General features: G+C 39.9%; 20 protein-coding genes and 1 pseudogene. 11 read left to right on the forward strand and 10 right to left on the reverse strand.

All coding sequences use genetic code 11. The features are described 5' to 3' along the window. Nucleotides 1-153: 153 nt before the first annotated feature. Nucleotides 154-2,286: a S8 family peptidase gene (locus tag ANA_RS17700; protein WP_015081385.1), complete on the reverse strand. Its 2,133-nt coding sequence runs from the start codon at nucleotides 2,284-2,286 to the stop codon at nucleotides 154-156. 68 nt (nucleotides 2,287-2,354) lie between these two features. Between ANA_RS17700 and ANA_RS17705 the strand changes: the two are divergent. The 3 genes and pseudogenes from ANA_RS17705 to ANA_RS17715 all read left to right on the forward strand — a co-directional run bounded on the left by ANA_RS17705 (nucleotide 2,355) and on the right by ANA_RS17715 (nucleotide 3,725). Further along, nucleotides 2,355-2,754, forward strand: a pseudogene (locus ANA_RS17705) (XisH family protein). Further along, nucleotides 2,742-3,077 (forward strand): XisI protein, encoded by a 336-nt coding sequence (locus tag ANA_RS17710; RefSeq protein WP_015081386.1) that lies wholly within the window; start codon nucleotides 2,742-2,744, stop codon nucleotides 3,075-3,077. Before ANA_RS17705 ends, ANA_RS17710 begins: the two are co-directional and overlap by 13 nt. A 42-nt stretch (nucleotides 3,078-3,119) precedes the next feature. Further along, nucleotides 3,120-3,725: a hypothetical protein gene (locus ANA_RS17715; RefSeq protein WP_015081387.1), complete on the forward strand. Its 606-nt coding sequence runs from the start codon at nucleotides 3,120-3,122 to the stop codon at nucleotides 3,723-3,725. Between the two features lie 645 nt (nucleotides 3,726-4,370). Here ANA_RS17715 and ANA_RS17720 read toward each other — a convergent pair. The 3 genes from ANA_RS17720 to ANA_RS17730 form a co-directional block, all read right to left on the reverse strand. Further along, a complete protein-coding gene (locus tag ANA_RS17720; protein WP_015081388.1) occupies nucleotides 4,371-5,054 on the reverse strand; it encodes a Uma2 family endonuclease in 684 nt (227 codons plus the stop codon). Between the two features lie 93 nt (nucleotides 5,055-5,147). After that, the gene (locus tag ANA_RS17725; protein ID WP_015081389.1) at nucleotides 5,148-5,543 is read right to left on the reverse strand and encodes a hypothetical protein; all 396 of its coding nucleotides are present in this window, start codon (nucleotides 5,541-5,543) and stop codon (nucleotides 5,148-5,150) included. 205 nt (nucleotides 5,544-5,748) lie between these two features. Further along, complete coding sequence (locus ANA_RS17730) at nucleotides 5,749-6,639, reverse strand: DUF5838 family protein (RefSeq protein WP_015081390.1); 891 nt, start codon at nucleotides 6,637-6,639, stop codon at nucleotides 5,749-5,751. 33 nt (nucleotides 6,640-6,672) lie between these two features. On the opposite strand from ANA_RS17730, the gene ANA_RS17735 reads away from it, so the two are divergent. Beyond that, a complete protein-coding gene (locus tag ANA_RS17735) occupies nucleotides 6,673-7,437 on the forward strand; it encodes a transposase (RefSeq protein ID WP_015081391.1) in 765 nt (254 codons plus the stop codon). 33 nt (nucleotides 7,438-7,470) lie between these two features. Here ANA_RS17735 and ANA_RS24870 read toward each other — a convergent pair whose 3' ends face one another. Next, on the reverse strand, nucleotides 7,471-7,620 hold the full coding sequence (locus ANA_RS24870) for an anacyclamide/piricyclamide family prenylated cyclic peptide (protein WP_015081392.1): 150 nt from the start codon (nucleotides 7,618-7,620) through the stop codon (nucleotides 7,471-7,473). A 706-nt stretch (nucleotides 7,621-8,326) separates the two neighbouring features. Here ANA_RS24870 and ANA_RS17740 point away from each other — a divergent pair. From ANA_RS17740 to ANA_RS17750, 3 genes are all read left to right on the forward strand, one after another. After that, nucleotides 8,327-10,303: a S8 family peptidase gene (locus tag ANA_RS17740; RefSeq protein WP_015081393.1), complete on the forward strand. Its 1,977-nt coding sequence runs from the start codon at nucleotides 8,327-8,329 to the stop codon at nucleotides 10,301-10,303. 230 nt (nucleotides 10,304-10,533) lie between these two features. Next, nucleotides 10,534-10,737, forward strand: coding sequence for a cyanobactin biosynthesis system PatB/AcyB/McaB family protein (locus ANA_RS17745; protein ID WP_015081394.1), 204 nt, complete (start codon nucleotides 10,534-10,536; stop codon nucleotides 10,735-10,737). A 14-nt stretch (nucleotides 10,738-10,751) separates the two neighbouring features. Next, a complete protein-coding gene (locus tag ANA_RS17750) occupies nucleotides 10,752-10,940 on the forward strand; it encodes a cyanobactin biosynthesis PatC/TenC/TruC family protein (protein ID WP_015081395.1) in 189 nt (62 codons plus the stop codon). Nucleotides 10,941-10,989: 49 nt separating this feature from the next. Here the strand turns inward: ANA_RS17750 and ffh are convergent, their stop codons facing one another. Further along, on the reverse strand, nucleotides 10,990-12,438 hold the full coding sequence (gene ffh, locus ANA_RS17755; protein WP_015081396.1) for a signal recognition particle protein: 1,449 nt from the start codon (nucleotides 12,436-12,438) through the stop codon (nucleotides 10,990-10,992). A 121-nt stretch (nucleotides 12,439-12,559) separates the two neighbouring features. On the opposite strand from ffh, the gene ANA_RS28310 reads away from it, so the two are divergent. Then, nucleotides 12,560-12,685 carry a hypothetical protein gene (locus tag ANA_RS28310; protein ID WP_256380188.1) on the forward strand — a complete coding sequence of 42 codons (126 nt, stop codon included), beginning with the start codon at nucleotides 12,560-12,562 and terminating at the stop codon, nucleotides 12,683-12,685. Nucleotides 12,686-12,692: 7 nt separating this feature from the next. On the opposite strand, the gene ANA_RS17760 is transcribed toward ANA_RS28310, so the two are convergent. Together ANA_RS17760 and ANA_RS17765 are read right to left on the reverse strand one after the other, a co-directional pair. After that, nucleotides 12,693-13,970 carry a M16 family metallopeptidase gene (locus ANA_RS17760; RefSeq protein ID WP_015081397.1) on the reverse strand — a complete coding sequence of 426 codons (1,278 nt, stop codon included), beginning with the start codon at nucleotides 13,968-13,970 and terminating at the stop codon, nucleotides 12,693-12,695. Between the two features lie 406 nt (nucleotides 13,971-14,376). Further along, the gene (locus ANA_RS17765; protein ID WP_015081398.1) at nucleotides 14,377-15,099 is read right to left on the reverse strand and encodes a hypothetical protein; all 723 of its coding nucleotides are present in this window, start codon (nucleotides 15,097-15,099) and stop codon (nucleotides 14,377-14,379) included. A gap of 233 nt (nucleotides 15,100-15,332) precedes the next feature. On the opposite strand from ANA_RS17765, the gene crtD reads away from it, so the two are divergent. Beyond that, entirely contained in the window at nucleotides 15,333-16,847 is a 1,515-nt protein-coding gene (gene crtD, locus ANA_RS17770; protein ID WP_015081399.1) for a C-3',4' desaturase CrtD, read from the forward strand. A gap of 323 nt (nucleotides 16,848-17,170) precedes the next feature. Here the strand turns inward: crtD and ANA_RS17775 are convergent, their stop codons facing one another. Both ANA_RS17775 and hslO read right to left on the reverse strand, forming a co-directional pair. Continuing rightward, nucleotides 17,171-19,246, reverse strand: coding sequence for a hypothetical protein (locus ANA_RS17775; RefSeq protein ID WP_015081400.1), 2,076 nt, complete (start codon nucleotides 19,244-19,246; stop codon nucleotides 17,171-17,173). Between the two features lie 164 nt (nucleotides 19,247-19,410). Beyond that, nucleotides 19,411-20,316: an Hsp33 family molecular chaperone HslO gene (gene hslO, locus ANA_RS17780; RefSeq protein ID WP_015081401.1), complete on the reverse strand. Its 906-nt coding sequence runs from the start codon at nucleotides 20,314-20,316 to the stop codon at nucleotides 19,411-19,413. A 44-nt stretch (nucleotides 20,317-20,360) separates the two neighbouring features. Between hslO and ANA_RS26140 the strand changes: the two genes are divergently transcribed. Beyond that, on the forward strand, nucleotides 20,361-20,555 hold the full coding sequence (locus ANA_RS26140; RefSeq protein WP_148279080.1) for a hypothetical protein: 195 nt from the start codon (nucleotides 20,361-20,363) through the stop codon (nucleotides 20,553-20,555). Next, nucleotides 20,549-20,932 carry a hypothetical protein gene (locus ANA_RS17785; protein WP_015081402.1) on the forward strand — a complete coding sequence of 128 codons (384 nt, stop codon included), beginning with the start codon at nucleotides 20,549-20,551 and terminating at the stop codon, nucleotides 20,930-20,932. Before ANA_RS26140 ends, ANA_RS17785 begins: the two co-directional genes overlap by 7 nt. The last annotated feature ends 4 nt before the right edge of the window (nucleotides 20,933-20,936 follow it).

Below are 20,936 nucleotides of genomic sequence, written 5' to 3' on the forward strand. Positions count from 1 at the left end.
CTTGTACTGAGCTTGTCGAAGTATGCCCGCACTACCAAAAACCCGTCAAAATAAATTTGACAGCTCACGGGGGCAAGACTTGTACTGAGCTTGTCGAAGTATGCCCGCACTACCAAAAACCCGTCAAAATAAATTTGACAGACTACTACGTGCTTACTTCCGCACAGACCAAGAGCGAACTTGACCCAAAGTTACAGGAATTCTGTCACTAACATCAATGGTAAACAAAAACACCTTTTTAGCTCTGCGGCCATTTTCCGGGTCAAAAAACTTTAATTTCACATCCCAACAATCACTATTAATCCGACAGAAAGGACTTTTTTCCACTTCAATACTATCAAGCTGCATCCCTGTAGAAATAGCTTGAGAAAAACTAGAAGCAGCTTGGAAAGCATTAGTTACAGAAAAATTCAACGCTCGATCTTTTGCCAATTGTCCTAAATTTTGCAAATCATAGTATACTCGATTTAAGAAACTACTCAAAGCCTTTCTCATAGCTATTTCTTGGGCTGGTGCAGTTTCTCCCGTAATTACAGTTTGCAAAGCCGCATCTACCAAACTGTTGACTTTCCAGCCATACATTCCCCTAGTATTAGTTAGAGTAATTACAGGCACAACCTGACCAGAAAATAACTCCACAGTTCTATCTGTTAACCTTGCAGGTATACTTACCCGTTCCACAAAATCATCACTGTTTTCTGGTTGAATTTGTCCCTGTAACATCAAAATCAGGGTTTCATAGATATCTGCGGCAAAACCGCTTACAGGTTCTAAAGCATAAATAGGAGTTAATTCTTGGTTGAGAGTCCAAATTAAAGGTTTAGCTTCGGCGGGATTTTCTGATAGATAATTCACCATTTGCTGGCTATCATAGGGATTAGCGGGAATAATTGCCCCGTCCATATTCACTGCTGGCATTAATTGTTTAAAGGAGTCTCTTCTGGCTTCATTACCAAAATCATAACCAATAGTTCCTAAAGCATATACCAATTTAGAAGCTGCACTAGGGGTAATAGAATCAGTTGAGGAATTAATTCCCTGGCTAATAACTAAAGTTTCTCGTTCCCAGTCTCCGACTGGGAATGCCGTCTCCAAGGCTCTGCCTGACGGTATAGTGAGAGGCAGAGCCTCTAATGTAGCATTCCCAGGTAGAACCTGGGAACGAGAGATTCCTGCTCCTCTCTCCTCGTAGGAGAGGGGTTGGGGGTGAGGTTCTTGCACTCCCTTATAGGAGAGGGGTTGGAGGTGAGGTTCTAACCTTTCTCCCGTCAATAATTGAAACGCACCGGGAATATTCAACTTACCTAATAAACAGCGTTCCGGTTCTTCCACTTCTTCGGGGTTACAGGGAATAGCACTATTTAAAATTGCTTCCCGCACTGCTTCGGCGTTGGGTTGTTCTCCTCGTTGCAATTGCAGACTCATTAATAAGGCAGAAATACCTGTGACAATGGGTGCAGCGCAACTAGTCCCTTTTTGTCTAATAGGTTCTTCTGTTCCCGGTTGGGCGCCTAAAATATTTTCACCGTTAGCCATTACCCCTTTATTTTGATATTCTCCCCCATAATTACTAAATTTAAACGGTTGGCCATCATCTCGCATTGCACCCACTGTAATCACACCAGGAAGAATAGAGGGAATACACCAACATTCCCCTTTATCGTTACCACCTGGGGCAACAATTAACATATTATTATCTTGGCATTGTTTCACAGCACGGGCAAATAAATCTGGTGCTACTCCGGTTTGGGTAGGGTGACAAGCAGCGATATGGATAATATTCGCTCCCCATTGCCAAGCGGTATTAACAGCGTGGGTAAGGTTGATAGGGGAAATAAAATCATCATTAGCGAAGGAAATAGGAATATTTAATGCTGTACATAAAGGGGCAATACCAGGGGCTGGTGTACCGTGTTGTCCTAAGATAGTGCTAGAAATGTGAGTAGCATGACCGGATAATTCAATGCGTTGTCTAATAGCTGGAGGGAAAGGTGCAAAAAATGCCTCTCGTTCTTTTTTTGATTCTTCTTTATCGTGGTCGGGGTCGTCTTTTTTGTCTTTTTGTTGTTGGTTAAAATCTAAATATAAATTGAGATAATAATAGTATTCATCGTTAAGTTCAATATCTTCTGACCAGTAGGGTTTAAATTGACTAAATTTTGCCCCTTGAAAACAACTGCGTTCTAAGTCTGCTGCACCATCAAGGATAGCAATTTTAATGCGGGGGTCGCCTTTTGTGCGTGTCCAAATTTGAGAAATTCCGGGGATGTCGGTAAGGTTAGGCATGGTTTTGATTGTGTTGTTGTAATTGATGTTATAATTGTGGGTGAAAAGTCTAATTTTTTATAAAGTTAATGCCAGCTAAAGATGTTTTTCATGATGCTGTTAGGATAGGGTTAGAAAAAGAAGGTTGGGTGATTACAGATGATCCTTTAAGGATAGAAGTCGGTGATGTGGAAATGTATATTGATCTCGGTGCGGAGCAAGTTTTAGCTGCTGGAGAAAAAATAGCGGTGGAAATTAAGAGTTTTATTGGTACATCTAATATTTCATCAAGCCATTGGACAATTTTTTAATTATCATTTGGCATTAGAATAACAACAACCAGAACGAGTTTTATATTTAGCTATTCCTTCAGGAATTTATTACTCTTTCTTTCAATTGCAGTTTATTAAAACAGTTGTTCAGCGTTCCCAACTTAAAATCATGATTTATGATCCAGTTCAGGAGGTAATTGTAGCATGGAAAAACTAGAACAATATCGCAATTATGTCAAACAAGTGATCACAGAATATGCTCAATTAGGTTCAGCTAAAGATGAAATTGAACAACAATTGATTTTTGATAGTTTTGGTGATCATTATCAATTGATGTATGTGGGTTGGAAAAACAGAAGACGGCAGCATGGTTGTGTTTTGCATTTGGATATTAAAGATCAGAAAATTTGGATACAACATGATGGAACTGAAATTGGTATAGCAGATGAGTTAGTTAAATTAGGAGTGCCAAAATCAGATATTGTTTTAGCATTTCATGAACCTTTAGTGCGACAATATACAGATTTTGCTGTTGGTTGATTTTCACATAGATTTTACATCATTTTTGGAAATATTTACATTATGTCATATAGTGATTTTACTCTCAAAAAAGTTAAGCAAACCTTTGGCATAAATACCGTTGAAAATAAAAAGTTTCTGCCAGAAATCCAACCAATTGCTGCTAGTGCAACCCTGACTGATTTTTTAGCAGAAAGTTTGCCATTAGCTATAGCGACGGGAAGTGAAAAAGCTCGTTCTGAATTAATCATTAGTCCGGTTTTACTAGAAGTACGTAAGATTTTAGAAAGAAAAATTAGTCTATTCTCTGGTGCGGATTTTACTGTAGATTCGGCTTTAGGATTGAATGGAGTTTGTGATTTTGTTCTCAGTCTTTCAGCAGAACAGTTAGAAGTTGAAGCACCAGCAGTTATGATTGTGGAAGCTAAAAAATCAGACTTAAATCCGGGTATTGGCCAGTGTATTGCGGAAATGATTGCTGCTCAAAAATTTAATGAAATTAATAATCAACCCATTCCTACAATTTATGGTAGCGTGACTAATGGTACTGTTTGGCGATTTCTACAATTAACCGAACAAACTGTAACAATTGATTTTACAGATTATCCACTTCCTCCTGTTGATGTCATTTTAGGAATTTTAGTTTGGATGGTAACTGCTGCTAACTAGATAATTGTCACCAATAGGGGTTTAGCAATGCTCATAGGTGTCAACTTAGGCTAAAAATGTCTTATCTGTTGGCTGACAAACCCGCCCAGAAATGAATTTACGGGCTAATAGCGAAACTAAACTAAAGTTTACTGAAAATTTTCTGGGTTATTTAGTCATCTTTAGATGACTTTTGCTATGAGACTGGGAATTCATTCCCAGTCGGGCTATTAGGGGTTTAGCAATGCTTATAGGCAACTTAGGCTAAAAATGTCTTATCTGTTGGCTGACAAACCCGCCCAGAAATGAATTTCCGGGCTAATAGCGAAAGTAAACTAAAGTTTACTGAAAATTTTCTGGGTTATTTAGTCATCTTTAGATGACTTTTGCTATGAGACTGGGAATTTATTCCCAGTCGGGCTATTAGGGGTTTAGCAATGCTTATAGGCAACTTAGGCTAAAAATGTCTTATCTGTTGGCTGACAAACCCGCCCAGAAATGAATTTCCGGGCTAATAGCGAAACTAAACTAAAGTTTACTGAAAATTTTCTGGGTTATTTAGTCATCTTTAGATGACTTTTGCTATGAGACTGGGAATTCATTCCCAGTCGGGCTATGGATTTTACGTTAAGTTGACACCAAAAATCCTGGATATCCTGATTCTGACTAACTAGATAATCTACTAATAAAATTCTCATGTTCTGGACTTGCTAAACCCTGCTGCAAAACAGCTAATACTGTACCTAAATCTCCTCCTAATAATGCCATTTTATCTAACCATAAACCGGGGAATATTTGGGAACAAATTATATTATCTGCATTGGGTTGAAGTTGAATATACTCCCCTTGTTGTAACCTAAACCAATCAAATTGATAGTCATAAACTCGCCAGATTAAATATTCTTGGACTTGATTACGACGATAAACTTTGAGTTTTTCATGTAAATCATAGGAAGCACTAGAAGCAGCAATTTCTACTATTAATTCTGGCGCACCTTCTACATAATCATCTTTATTTATTCTTGATTGTCCTCCTGTTTCAATTCTTAATAAAGCATCCGGTTGTGGTTCGTTATCTGTATCTATTAGCACTGTGGCATTATCGGCGAAACCTATGCCCGGTGTAGCTGCTTTATAAACTCCCAGCCAAGTCATAATATAAGCATGGGGTTCTCCATGACTTTTGATTCTTAATGGTGATGCCACGTAAACTACTCCTTCAATTAATTCGGCTTCTTTGAGATTCGGCATGGCATGATAACGCCGTTCAAATTCATGACGGGTTAATTTGTCGCCGTTTTCTAGGGGAGGAATAGTTAAGATGGGAGAAATTGCAGTAGTAGATATCATAAAATTTGCTCGAATTTTGCAGAAAATGAAATTGTCACCAATCAGGATGTCCAGGATTTCAGGATTTACAGGATGTTACATGAGTAATTTTGGTTATGGTAATAAAGGAGTTTTTATTCCCCGTTTGACAGCTTCGGCTAAACCTTCAGATTTTCTTAATTGTCCCATTTGATAAAGGGACATTAAAATTAATAATTCATAACGTTCTCCTGCTGTTAAACCGGTATTTTTTCCTTTAGCTTGTAGTTCTCCCAAGCGTTGATTTTGCACTACATCCATTTTTAAATTAGCTAATTCTAGAACTTCCTCATCGGAAATATCAGGAATGCTTGAATTAATGCTCATTTCTGAGAGATTATCTAAGGTAGGTAATACTATTTCTAGGGTGTCAAGTAAAACGTCTGATATCTCTCGCGCTGTTGCTTCTCCAAGACGCTGGATAGAAGCAGCTAAACTTTCGGGTAAGTTAATAGTTATGGGAATTGTCATAGAAAATACGATGGTTGATTACAATTCTAGTTTAGATGATGTTTGGGATGAATTTCTTTGTTATTTTTTTGTCTGAATCAGGATGTTCAGGATTTCAGGATTTACAGGATGTCATTTAAATTCTGTAGGTTGGGTTGAGGGATGTTACCCAATATTTCGGTGATTTTGTGATTTAATTTTGTTGGGTTGCGCTGTTGCTGAGAGATTAGTTGAAGAATTTATAATAGTAAAGTCTAACATTTTCGATTCTTGTTTTTTCTAACTCTTTTTGGACAGTACCTACCCACATATGAGGTAAAATATCCTGATTTTGATAAAAACTGTGAACTCGTTGGGCTGCATCGTTGAGTTTGAAATAATTAGCTAAATCTTGCTTATTTTTCAGATTATAATAGAGAACTGGATTAGGATTAGCTTTTGAGAAGCCAACTAGAAATGATCCGGTAACTTCTAGAGGGTCTAAAACGAACTTCGGAAAATGTCTCCATACCAAATTTTGGGTTTCTGATTTGGCAAAATCTTCTGCTTGAATTTCGGGATAAAGCTCAATTTCACTGCGACCGTTGAAATAGAAATCAAAACCAACAAGAGAGAGAAACGGACGTACGGAAATCAAATCCTCAGCGTTGCTGGCTAGGGATAAAGCTTGATCTAACTTTTCGGGATAATCTTTGATTCTAATGTGCATTTTTAAACTAGATTCAGCAATATTGCTTCTTAAATCAATCCCCGCAGAAAGAACGGTAACTTTACGAAAATCAAAGTCAGATCCTAAAAACTGCCGCAATAGAGAGTAGTCAACTTGCACACCAACAAGGTTTTCTACTCGATTGAAAAAAGTGAGGGATTGATGAAGATATTTTTGCCATTGTTGTGCCTTATCTTTGAAAAAGAACATAAATCTTGAGGCAATCAATTTGTCTAATTCTATCTTACAAGAAGCTTCAATGCTACAGTCTCCTTCTACATTCATCACAAAGTCTTCAAACAAGGGGAGTGGATAAATAGGCTCAACATCAAAGGCTTGTTGATGATTGCGAATAAACTGTAGTTTTTGTTCTTGAAATCTGTCTTTCTGGGTTACATTAGCTATCATAAACGGCTGGTTTTTATATTGTTGTTAAAAGATATGCCTAGAAAACCTCGAAATTTAAAGTCTGGATATTCTTACCACATTACCATCCGTTGCAATAACCGTGAATTTAAGCTATCACGGCGTGAATGTCGGGAAGTGTTTCTTTATGCGATAAAAAAGGCTTTGGACAAATACAATTTCCAGCTTTATGCTTTGTGCATTATGTCAAATCATGTTCATTATTTGATTGCACCTAAACAGCCAGAAGAGTTACCCAAAATTATGCACTTCCTGAATTGGTACACGGCGATGTGTTTCAATCGGATGTTAAGAAGAACAGGACATTTTTGGGAGAAACGATATTACTGTGATGGATTTCCTGCTTCAGATAGAGACAGAGCATTAAATACTTTACGCTACATTCACGCTAATCCTAAAGCTGCCAAAATGCGCCAGAGTTTTTTCTATGACTTCAGCAATTATGGCAGTTATGAACGCTTAACTGATGATGGTTTAACTCAATGGCATCCGGCTTTTTTACGACTAGGAAACAGCTTAGAAGAATGTGCCAAAAAGTATAAAGGCTTCTGCCAAAAGTATAAACCCAAGGAGAAGACCCCAACCAGATGCTACTGGGGTAGTAAGCTGTTGGCTGGGGTTCATCTCACAAATCAGGGTTCAACCACCAACCCCAAAAAATCCAAGTCCGGTTTTCCGCCACCCCTGTGCCAGGTATCAGAAACCCCCGAACTGACAAGGGTTGTCCGTCAATTCATCCAGGCGAACCGTGCGCCAAGGGATACAGAAACAGACTTTTGATATTTTTTGAGGTGAGTGGTAGAATGGGGTGAGTTACTCCGCGTCGTCGCCCGCAAAAGGAACCGGACTACCCCAAATTTGACTGGTCTGGGCTTGAACCTGACCGCTTTGATCCTTAGCGGTAGAGATGGTTTCGCGTTCTACGGGAGCAACTTGTTGGGGGCGGATGTTCTTCTTAGTCATGGTGTGTTTTTCCTTTTTGTTTGTTCGTTTAACTTCTTCATTATGAAGAAGACTGGTTTGGTGAAGGCGTTAAATTGGCGTTGAAGGGTAATTTAACGAGTTGTGATTCACCAGAAGCTTTATATAAAACCTGTTTCCTTGTAGGAAAGAGGCTTTAAACTCTTTAAATTCTCAAGTTTTTTCCTGTTCCCTCTCCTCTTAGGAGAGGGTTAGGGAGAGGTAGAGTTTTAGTATTAACTAATGTGAATTTTTAAGAATAATCAATGCAACTGCCTACCATGAGACGATAAAAAGTGCAATTACTAATCAGTAGGCTAAGTGAAGCTACCCTGATTCTCATCATACGGACAATTATGATTCAAGGCAAGACCTTATCAATAAAAATTACTTATAATAGATCGGGTTATCGACATTCCTGTTTACTTGATATTTCCGTGAAGCGGAAATCACTATCTCCTCCCGTCAAGTATTTGTAAATACTGATTTTCATCCACAGCACAGAAGAAAATAAACACTTACTAAAACCGTTTTTTTTTTTGACATAAGAAAAAATTATATCAGTTAAAATATGTAAATTGAGTTGACATTTCAGCCGAATAATATGACAATTACTTTTGTGTTTTAGAAGCACAATCGTAATAAAAATGCCATAAAATAGATATTTATGGCGCAAAATAGATATTTAAGCAGATAATTAACAAATTAAATGCCAAAATCTTCAATTAAAACAGAAATACAGGAATTATGGGACTTGACACAGGGTGATTCACAAATATGTGTAGCCGTACTCGACGGATTGGTTGATCAATCTCATAATTGCTTTAATGCAGCAAATTTAACAAGATTGCCAACACTTATCCAGGGAGAAGCTACTGCTAATGGATCTATGTCTGGACATGGAACTCATGTCGCAAGCATCATATTTGGTCAACATAATTCCTCAGAATTACGGGGAATAGCTCCCCAATGTCGAGGGTTAATCGTCCCTATTTTTGGTGACAATAATAGGAAACTTTCCCAACTAGATTTAGCTCGTGCCATAGAACAAGCCGTCAATGCCGGGGCGCATATTATCAATGTCAGTGCTGGACAACTCACTGATAATGGTGAAGCAGAAGGCTGGTTAGATAGGGCTGTGCAACTATGCAAAGATCACAATGTTTTAATTGTGGCTGCTGCTGGTAACGATGGTTGCGAATGTTTGCACGTTCCTGCATCTTTACCCACCGTATTAGCAGTAGGGGCAATGAATGACCAAGGTAAACCCATAGACTTTAGTAACTGGGGGGAAAGCTATCAAAACCAAGGCATTCTTGCACCGGGAGAACACATTTTAGGAGCAAAACCGGGGGGAGGGACACAAAAACTCAGTGGTACTAGCTTTGCTACTCCCATTGTTTCCGGTGTCGCTGCTTTACTCCTAAGTCTGCAAGTTCAGCGTGGTGAAACACCCGACCCCGCTAAGGTGAGAGCGGTTTTATTAGAAACTGCTATACCTTGCACAGATAAGGATACAGACGATATTAGTCGCTGTTTATTAGGTAAATTAAATATTTCTGGTGCATTGGCATATTTTACAGGAGGAACAATGTCCGAAGAATTAGATACAGTAGAAACCGTTGACAGTATTGAAGCTGCTGGTTGCGGTTGTGCAGAGATTACAAATAGTGCTGAACCAGAACCCAACCCGGAAGAATTTATACCCCCTGAATTTTTCCCAGTAGTTCCTGCTGTGACAACTTCCGCACCTTTCACAAATTCATCCAATTCTCAATCTACTACCATGTCAAATCGTACATCTAATTACATTACTGCTAGTCAAGCGCCCAGCGACCTCGCTCAAGTTAACTTAGTGTATGCTTTAGGTACACTGGGTTACGATTTTGGTTCAGAAGCCAGAAGAGACTCTTTTAAACAATTAATGCCGGGAGTACAAATAGACGGAACAGCGATTCCCGCTAACCCTTATGATGCGCGGCAGATGGTAGATTATTTAGGAGATAATCTTTCTGAGGCTAAGTCTTTAATTTGGACATTGAATTTAGAATTAACTCCTGTCTATGCAATTGAACCAGGTGGTGCTTTTGCCAGAGATGTCTATGCTATTTTACAACAATTATTATCAGGACAAATTCAAGCAGAAGACAGCGAGAATTATGTAGAGAGAGTCAGTATTCCCGGTATTTTATCAGGACGCAGTGTGAAACTATTTTCTGGTCAAGTTGTGCCAGTAATTGAAGTTCCCAACACTCGCGGACTTTATGGTTGGAAGGTTAACACCTTAGTTCAGGCTGCTATTCAGACAGTGCAAGCGCAAGCTACAGAAGCCCAAGAAGAGTCTATTCGTCGGACTTTGGGTAGTTTCCTCAGCCGTATTTATTATGATTTACGGAATTTAGGGACAACTTCCCAAGATAGGGCGTTGAATTTTGCCTCTACGAATGCTTTTCAAGCGGCTTCTACCTTTGCGGAAGCTGTGGCTACAGGTATGGAGTTGGATAGTATTACAGTGGAGAAAAGTCCTTTCTGTCGTTTAGATAGCGATTGTTGGGATGTAAAATTGAAGTTCTTTGACCCTGAAAATAGCCGTCGGGCGAAGAAGCTATTCCGGTTTACAATTGATGTGAGTGATATTATTCCTGTTACTTTGGGCGAAGTCCGTTCTTGGTCTACTCCTTATTAATAGTGGTAGGTTGGGTTAAGCAACAGCGCAACCCAACAAAGTCTTTTATCTCGTTATCTCGTTCCCAGTCTCTGACTGGGAATGCGGTTACAGAGGCTCTGACTCTGCTTTAATAGAAGGCAGAGCCTTCTAGAATTCATTCCCATACGGAGTATGGGAACGAGAAATCATGTTGAGTTTTTTAATGTTGGGTAACATACGTCAACCCAACCTACAATCTAAAATTGATTATGAGATTACCCAAACTTTCCCCTCCGGTAAAAAGACCAGATATTATTTATCCTCATCGGTCTGTTGATGTCATTCATGGTAGAGTCGAGGACTTAGTTAGCATTCGTATGGATTTATTACATGGTGCTAATTATAATGACCCCGCTGCATTTCAAAATCGTAGTTATCAGCAAATTAAATCTTCTTGCAGTTGTGTAATTTAGGAGTTATCAATATTATGAGTAAACAAAAGAAAACCCCCGCAAATTCTAGCGAACTAGAACCTAACCCACCAGCAGAAATTGAACGTAAATTATTATCTACTGATTTGGAAGATTATGGTTTTTGGTCACAAGAAATGGCTAAACAAAAAGCCCAACAAACTGAACCTGATAAACCTTTTCGTCGTGGTCGTATTTGGTGTTAATTTTCAGATCCCCGACTTCTTTAAGAAGTCGGGGATCTAGTTTTTTAAACTAAAGAGTCCCAAAACCTTTTTTCTTTTTCTCCTTCTTTTTCTTCGCTGGTGGTGCGCCACCGGGGTAGCCACGCCAGCCGGGTGAAGGACGATTACCACCTGCTGCTAAAGGATTTCCACCGCCAAACATTCCTCCCATACCGGGAATGCCACCCTGTCCCATTTGCTGCATGAGCGATCGCATTTTTTGGAAGTCCGCTACCAGTTTGCTTACATCCGCTTCTCTATACCCAGAACCAGAAGCTATGCGGCGGCGACGACTGGGAGAACTTGATAATAAATCTGGATCACGGCGTTCTTTGCCCGTCATGGAATTGATCATAGCTTCACAGCGTTTTAGCTGGGTTTCTCCCTGCTTTAACTGATCCTCAGAAAGCTTGTTCATGCCCGGAATCATCTTCATAATTCCGCCCAAAGAACCCATGTTTTTCAACAACCGCATTTGCTTGAGAAAGTCAGTAAAATCAAATTTTGCTGACAGGATTTTCTCCTGCATTTGCTCTGCATCTGCCAAATCTATCTCTTCTTGGGCTTTTTCTACTAAAGTAAGAACATCCCCCATGCCCAAAATCCGCGAAGCCATGCGGTCAGGATAAAACGGTTGTAGAGCCTCGACTTTTTCCCCCACACCCACAAATTTAATCGGCGCACCGGAAATTTGCCGCACTGACAACGCCGCACCACCTCGGCTATCCCCATCCATTTTGGTCAGTATTGCCCCAGTAATGCCGATTTGGTTATGGAAGGTGCGAGTCAGATTTGCTGCCTCTTGCCCGGTCATTGCATCCACAACTAACAGGGTTTCATCGGGCTGGACTACTTCTTTGATGCGGGCTAATTCCGCCATCATATCTTCATCTATTTGCAAGCGTCCGGCAGTATCAATAATTACTGTATTTATGCCTTCGGCTCTGGCGCGTTCCACACCTTGACGGGCAATTTCTACGGGGTCTGCTGCAATTCCCAGTTCAAATACGGGGACATCAATTTGCTTACCAAGGGTAATTAATTGGTCAATAGCTGCGGGACGATAGATGTCTGTAGCCACTAATAAGCAACTACGGTCTTGTTTGCGTAAATGCAAAGCTAATTTAGCGGTGGCTGTGGTTTTACCGGTTCCTTGCAAACCAGCCATTAACACAACGGTGGTTTTCCCCGCAACTTCTGCGAGGGGAACATTTTCTTCCCCCATCACCTGCACTAATTCATCATAAACAATTTTGATGAATTGTTGGTCAGGACGTACACCAGCGATAACTTCAGCCCCCTGGGCTTTGGTTTCGACTTCGCTAATAAAATCTTTGACTACCTGGAGGTTAACATCTGCTTCCAATAAAGCCCGACGCACTTCCCGCAAAGCGTCTTGTATATTGGATTGGGAGATTTTATCCTGTCCTCGCAGTTTTTTCCAGGCGGATTCTAAACGGTCAGATAGTGCATCAAACATAATTCAGTTACAACGTAGTTAGTCAGTTGTCAGTTGTCAGTAGGGGCGAAGCATTTGGAAGATAAATTATCGGTCATTGCCAAAAATAGTCCTCCAAATGCTTCGCCCGTACAGTGGTTAGTTGTCAGTAGGGGCGAAGCATTTGCAAGATAAATTATCGGTCATTGCCAAAAATAGTTCTCCAAATGCTTCGCCCGTACAGTTGTCAGTTGTTAAGAACAGATTACCAATGACTAATGACAAATGACAAATCATTAAATAGGTTTAATGACAACAACACCATAAGCATCTGGGGAAAGATAATCTTTTGCAGCTTGGATTAAATCAGTTGCTGCCTGTGCTTGAATATATTGGGGATAATTAAAAGCTGGTTCTAAATCACCAATTAATGACTGATAATAACCATACAACCCAGCGCGATCACTTGGTGTTTCATTCCCAAATATAAACCGATTGGCTACACGTTGTTGAACACGGGCAATTTCTGATTCTTTGACAAATTCTGTTTGTAATGTGCGAAGATGTTGAATAATACCTGCTTCCACAACCGCTAAATTTTCGACATCACATTTAGCAGAAATCGAAAACACACCTTGCAATAAATTACTCATATTACTCACAGAAATTGAAGATACTAATCCCCGTTCTTCCCGTAAATCTCGCACTAATCTAGATGTTCTCCCATGTCCTAAAATTCCTGCTAAAACATCAAGTGCATAAGTTTCATCTAATTCCATCAATCCAGGTACTCGCCACATCATTACTAGTCTGGCTTGTTGAAGAGTTTCATCAACAACTTCCCTGCGGACTATTTCTGTAAATGCAGGTTCAGGAATTGCTGCTATTGATGTTAGTTTGTTGGTTGTTTGTTGATAATTTTTACTAAATTCTTCGGCGATAATTTCTACTAATTCTTCTACTGGTAAATTACCCACAGCGACTGCTGTAATTGACTGAGGTTGATACCAATGAGCATGAAAATCTCGCATTTGTTGCGGTTGAACTTGAGCAACAACTGCTTCTGGTCCAAGTACGGGACGACGATAGGGTAAGGTATCAAAAGCGGTTTCCATGACATGACGAGAAATTCGCCGTCGGGGGTTATCCTCAGAACGTCTAATTTCTTCTAAAACTACTAAACGTTCTCGTTCAAAAGCATCATCAGGAATACTAGGATTACAAACAACATCTATTTGTAAAGGTGCTAATTCGGCAAAATCTTTAGGGGCAGTTGTGGTATAATAGTGTGTATAATCTTGGCTGGTGGCAGCATTAGTGACAGCACCGCGCTCTTCAATCCGGCGCTCAAATTCACCACTAATTAACTTCTGTGTACCCTTAAAAATCATGTGTTCTAAAAAGTGAGCCATGCCATTAATCGCATCTGACTCCATTGCTGAACCGGTTTTGACCCATAAGTTGAGATTCACCGCGTCTATTGGCATTTGTTCGGCAATAATGGTTAAACCATTTGGCAGATGGTGCAGAGTAGGTGCGTTAAGACGCGGAAAATTTAGCAGAGTTGATGTCATTGCTTGTGGTGAGCGAAGAGCTTTGTTACTGCTTCTATCTTACAACTTTCTTGATGGTGTAAACATTGTCAAGACTTTTGAAAGAAGTTAAGAATCTTATTGATTAGTTTTTTCCTTAGTCTCAAACCTCATTTATTTTCTCTATAAATTGTTGTATATAGTAAGTATTATTCCCTGGATTATCCGAAACTAACTTATCATTTATCAAGCCTAATTAATAATTAATTTTAGGACTTACGCAAGACTCATGGAATAACGAACCACAGAGGCACAGAGGTGACGGAGAAATGAGGATTTGAGAGATGTTTTGCGTAAGTCCTAAATTTATTCAAGAATAATTAGGTTGGGACAAATGCCCAACCCACACAATAGAAAAATAAGAAATGTCTCTACACTACTTATTTACTCATTTTGAAAATACTGAAGCACTGATTTGTTGTGCTGGGGAAGGGGAAGGGGAAGATGATAAGAATTTCTCTACCAACAATTGCTGGAAAATGTTGACATCATTTTGCCAATTAGCAATTATTTGTTGTAAGTCTTGTATTCTTTCCGCAACGGTATTTCCGGTGAGAGGATAATTCAAGTTACCAGAGAATAAAATAGCTGGTGTTACCTGTTCCCCAGACTGGACATTTACTTGATTAATAGCTAAATTCAGAACTCCCCGTTTTAAGGGATAACTTAACTCTAATCCAGCATTGACTTTACTTCCTCCAAATTCCTGCCAAGAACCAGGTGATAAAAGATTACTGCATATATATTGATAAGCATCGGCTTCTGATGTAAAACCGACAACTGCTTTGGGGTTAATTCCTACTGCTTGATACTCTACTTGGGATAATTTTTCAACCAATTGTAGTGCAACTGTGGCGAGTTGAATTTCTGCCGGTGTTTTTCCTCCTATCATCTCTAACACATTCAGTCGGTTAGGTTGAACAATGATTCCCACACCGTTTTTATAAACCAACTGAACTAAATTATTATTGTAAACTGGTTGATTTGCTAGTTCCCAGTCTGAAGGAATAATCCCTGTATATTTGACGAAATCTGGGTTGAGAACTGCGGGATTGAGATTTTTCGCTACGAGAGAAATTGCTATTTCTGTGAGTTGTAAACTATTACTCATACACTTCTGGTTATGGCTGAATTGATTAACAGTATAAACACTGTCTAACCTAGTATAAGTGAAAAGTAACGTATTTGTAATTATTTATCTAAATAATCAGTAATCAACCTGAGTATACAGTGCTTATACTTAACAATTGTCCAGATTCTCTACTTCTTGGAGAAGTAGGGAATCTAACTTTTAGCTTTAGAGATTGATTTATTGTAAACTGATAATTAGTAATATTAAGAATTATGACAAATCCTACTCACACAAAAAATCAATCCCGCGTCATCGTCATCGGTGCGGGTATAGGTGGACTTACAGCCGGGGCATTATTAGCCCATAGAGGTTATAACGTCCTTATCCTCGACCAAGCCATAGTTCCCGGTGGTTGCGCTTCCACATTCAAACGTCAGGGATTTACCTTTGATGTTGGTGCGACGCAAGTAGCAGGTTTAGAACCTGGGGGAATTCATCACCGCATTTTCTCAGAATTAAATATAGAATTACCCGCAGCTACACCTTGCGACCCAGCCTGTGCTGTATATCTTCCCGGAGAGTCCACACCCATTAATGTCTGGCGTGATTCGCAAAAATGGCAAGCAGAACGCCAAAAACAGTTTCCCGGAAGTGAACCTTTTTGGCAATTATTAACCACTTTATTTAATGCTAGTTGGGAATTTCAAGGACGTGATCCTGTTTTACCACCCCGGAATTTATGGGATTTAGGACAATTAATCAAAGCAGTGCGTCCGAGTACATTTATTACCGCACCTTTCACTTTATTTACTGTTGGTGATGCTTTGCGATTATGTGGTTTAGGAAATGATCAAAGACTGCGGACATTTTTAGATTTACAACTTAAATTATATTCTCAAGTAAGTGCGGAAGAAACCGCTTTACTTTATGCAGCTACAGCCTTGAGTGTATCCCAATTACCCCAAGGGTTATTTCATCTCCAAGGAAGTATGCAAGTATTGAGCGATCGCTTGGTAGAATCCTTAGAACGAGATAGTGGTAAACTATTGATGCGCCACACGGTCGAAAAAATCGAAGTTGAAAATAACCAAGCTAAAGCGGTAGTTATTAAAAATCAGAAAACAGGGGAAACTTGGACAGAATCAGCAGATCATATCATTGGTAATGTCACCGTTCAGAACTTAGTCCAATTATTAGGAGAAAATGCGCCATCTGGATATAAACAAAGAGTAGAAAAACTCCCACCAGCTTCCGGTGCATTTGTGATTTATTTAGGTGTAGATAAAAGTGCAATTCCTCCTAATTGTCCACCGCATTTACAATTTTTATATGATGTAAATAAACCCATTGGGGAAAATAATTCCTTATTTGTATCTGTAAGTCATGAAGGAGACGGCCGCGCACCATTAGGAAAAGCCACAATTATCGCTTCTTCCTTTGTTGATTTTACGACCTGGTGGGAAACTCAAAATTATGAAGAGTTAAAACAAAAATTCACTCAAGATGCAATTTCTAAACTTTCTGAATATTTCTATTTAAAACCAGAAACTATCATTTATGTAGAAGCAGCCACACCTCGCACTTTTGCTCATTATACAGGCAGAGAAAAGGGAATTGTGGGCGGTATTGGTCAAAGAATTCCTACTTTTGGACCCTTTGGTTTTGCTAATCGGACTCCCATTAATAATTTGTGGTTAGTTGGTGATTCTACACATCCTGGAGAAGGTACAGCAGGTGTAAGTTATTCGGCTTTGACGGTAGTTAGACAAATTCAAGCTCAAGGGTAGAATTATTTTTTTCACGCAGAGGCGCGGAGAACACAGAGAATTATTTTTCAGCTAGTTTAGCAGTAATGAATTTACCAATACTATGGTAGTATTAGATATATTACCCGTAGAAAAATAAACTATGGTAACGACAGCAATATAAGGATTCCTCACTTTGCGCCTTTGCGTGAGGCTATACTCAAAACGGCTTGATTGTTTGATTCTAACCGTAGGGGTTTAGCACTGCTAAACCCCTACACATCTGGGTTCTTTGTCATTTGGCAAAAGTTTAAATCTCACCCGTGTTTAGTATAATTCATACTTAAAATTAGCAAAATTATCCATTAATTAGGACTTCCTGAAGGCTGAGATTCTGGAACTGCTGGTGTTAGTTCAGGTATAGATTCCACAGACGGACTAGGAGGGGATTTGGGAATCATAAGTTGCCGCCAAGTTCTAATTTGTTCTCGAGAGTCAGTGTAAGCACTACTACCACGAGGAATTAACTTGGCTGTATCAATTGCTTTAGCCACATCTACCTCACTTTGAGAACGTGCCATTTCTAACAACTGTTGACTCCACTGGTCAATAGCAATATTCACATCTAAACGTAAACTGTTACGACTAGATACCCGATTTGCCAACTGGATAGCTTCACTTAAAGCCTCTGGTGTGCCAGTAACTGCGACTTGCTTGGCTTTTTGCCAACTGTCTTTAGCGCGAATTTGGTCTTGCCAAGTATCTATAGATGATTGGGCTTCACTTGATAAAGCGCGTCCTGAAGAGGCGATTTTTTGGGCTTCACTAATAGCCGTTGTTAAATTACCACTGTCGGCTAATGCCTTGGCTTGATCTAAATATGGTTGATCTTGAATGCGCTCAATTTTAGCCGTCCATAGCCTCATCTTTTTTCTGGCTTCTGGATATAATGCTCGTCCAGAACGAATTTGATTAAGTTCAGCGATCGCTGTTTGCAATGAGTTAACATCCTCACCGATGGCTATTTGTTCTGCCCGATCTAAATATGGTCTATCTTCAATCGTTTCCACTTGTCCACGCCAACGGCCAATTTCTTGACGGGCTTCTGTCCCACGGGGATTATTCCCAGGAATTAGCTGTACTTCCGAAATAGCTGCTGTTAAATCATTAACCGTGCCTTGACTGGCTAGATTTCGGGCTTTCTCTAACCGAGAAACATCTTCAATTTCTAATTGCCAACGCGCAATTAATTGTTGTGCCTCATTATAAACATCCCTAGAAGCATCTATTTGTTGAGCTTGAGAAATAGCAGTTTCTAACCCAGCCGCAGTCCCAATAAAAGCACTTCTTTGGGCTTCACCCAAAACCATAAAATCATCAACTTCCGCTTGTAATTCAGGAATAGGCGGAATTTGTCGGGCAATTTCCAATGCTGCATCCGCATTTCGCTCTTTCATCTTTGCTTGTGCGAGTGTGAGCATTTTTCGAGCAAATCCTGATATTAACTCTTTGGCTTTTTGATACAGATAACTATCCGGTTTAATCGCCTCAGCTAGTTTAATAGCTTTGAGTAAATTATCTAAATTGCGACTCTTTGCTAAATCTTCTGCTTTGTAAAGTTTATCCCCATCTTCCCGCGCTGTAACAATAATGTTATTTAATTGATCATATTTAGTGCTTGCCCAGTATTTATTATCTACCCGCAGTAATCTAGCTGTGAGCATAAAAGCCGATTGCCAATGTCGTTGACGCAATTCCTTTTCGGCTTCTTGGTAAATTCCTTCAGCCTTTGACCAAATCGTTTGCCATTTTTGAATTTGTTCTTCAACCAGTTCACTAACCTTGACATCAGGAGGAATTTTTCGGGCTGTAGCGATCGCTTCCTCCAAATTCCCTCCTTGGAAACTCTGATCAGCTAATTTTAAAATATCCCGTGACCATTCCTCCAAAAGACGATTAATTTCGCCTCGTAGTGGGTGATTTTCTGGTAATTGCTTGACGAGAGTAATCGCTTGCAGCAAATCATTAATAGTTTGCTTAGAAGCCGCCAACTGAGCGCAGTGTACTCTCACTGACGCACTAGCCAAAGGCCAGAAAATCTGTGGACAATTAGGGGCAGATGGTAACTTAAACAGGATGGATAGAGCGAGAAAACCCATACTTCCAGGAATTAAAGTTAATACTGCTGCCCAAACTACCCAATTTTTAGTCCAACGGGGCAATTTCTCAATTAAAACACTGAGATTAAAAGTAGATTCTGAATTATCATTTATCGCCAAACCTGTGCCATCTGGCTTTTTGCTTTTCTTCATGGACTGAGAATTAGCACCAATTGCAGCAGTATCAGCAGTTTGATTATTTGATATATAGTTGGGTTCAAACCCAATTGGTTCTCCTGCTTGGTCCGAAGACCAATTATCTGGAATATCCCGCTCTGTCATTGCTCACACCACACTAATTGAATAGCGATATGAAAGTAGGTAGATCAATATAGATAATTTTATGTTTGCTATCCTAACTTTCCCATCTAGAAAAACCCATCCAAAAAATTCATCACCCTCATCAATAACATTACTGTTTTTTGGTTTGAGTGTGACTAGTTACATTAACCAGAAATTGCAGATTCTCTTTGCAAATCTCCAATTAACTGGGTTAAATCATCACTACTTGCTTGATAAATATTACCGCAAAACTCACAAGTTGCTTCTGCACCATTATCTTTCACAATCATGTCTTGTAGTTCCGCTTCTCCCAATATTTTCAGCGCCCCTAGCACCCGATCAAAAGAGCAGCCACAATGAAAGCGTAACATCTGAGTTTCCGGAAATATGTTCAATCCCATATCTCCTAACAAATCGTTAAAAATTTCTATCAGTGTTTTACCTGCTTGCAGTAATGGCGTAAACCCGGATAAAGCCGAAACCCGTGATTCTAATGTAGCCACTAACTCCTCATCCCTCGCAGCTTTCGGTAACACCTGTATCAATATTCCTCCGGCAGCCGTCACACCCTGTTCTCCCACAAACACACCCAAAACTAAAGCGGAAGGAGTTTGTTCAGAATTTGCTAAATAGTGAGCAACATCGTCACCTATTTCCCCAGAAACAAGTTCTACCGTACTAGAGTAAGGAAAGCCATGGCCAATATCGCGGACTACATAAAGAAAACCTGTACCCACTGCCCCCCCAACATCTAGTTTACCCTGATCATTGGGAGGCAATTCCACAGAGGGATTACCAACATAGCCCCTCACAGTGCCATCTAAGCCCGCATCTGCCAATATACCACCTAAAAGACCATCGCCCTTAACTCGCACATTTACCCTAGAACCGACCCGTTTCATACTGGAAGCCATCAACAAACCAGCCGCCATACTTCTTCCCAAAGCTGCTGTAGCCACATAAGATAATTTATGGCGTTGTCTAGCCTCTTCTGTTAACCGGGTGGTAATCACGCCTACAGCCTTAATACCACCATCCGCCGCAGTCGCACGAATCAATTGATCTGCCATGAAAAACCTTACAATTCTTTACAAGATGACTTTTATATTCTAAGTTGTTTCGAGTCAGGAGTCAGGAGTCAGGAGTCAGGAGTCAGGAGTCAGGAGTCAGGAGTCAGGAGTCAGGAGTCAGGAGAGGAGGAAGAAAGAAGGAAGAAGGAAGGAAGGAAGAAGGAAGGAAGAAAGAAATTACCCAATTACCAATTACCAATTACCAATTACCAATTACCAATTACCAATTACTATGCTAGGTACATTTCAAAAAAGCCAAATCCGTATTGAAATCGCAGCATCAGCCAATGCCATTCATGACAGTATTTTGCATCCTGCACAACTAAAAAAATGGCTATTGGGGCAAAGTTTCCCCCCAGAAATGCCCACAGAATTACCGTCAGGATTTGAATTTACTACTCACACAGGGCCCATATCCATTCATCATCGAGTAGACGTAGTAAAACCCAATTGTCTGCGCTTACTACTGAGTGGAGGCATTGACGGCTTTCACGAATGGTACTGGGGAGAAGGCTGGATACAATCCCGTTTAGAAGGCATATCCATCCTACCCCTAAACTTAGGACAAACCCTGAGCTTAGTCAGCTTACGCCAATTCTTAACCACAATCAAGTAATTCT

Origin of the sequence: Anabaena sp. 90, from assembly GCF_000312705.1 — a bacterium.
In the GTDB taxonomy this organism is placed as follows: domain Bacteria; phylum Cyanobacteriota; class Cyanobacteriia; order Cyanobacteriales; family Nostocaceae; genus Dolichospermum; species Dolichospermum lemmermannii.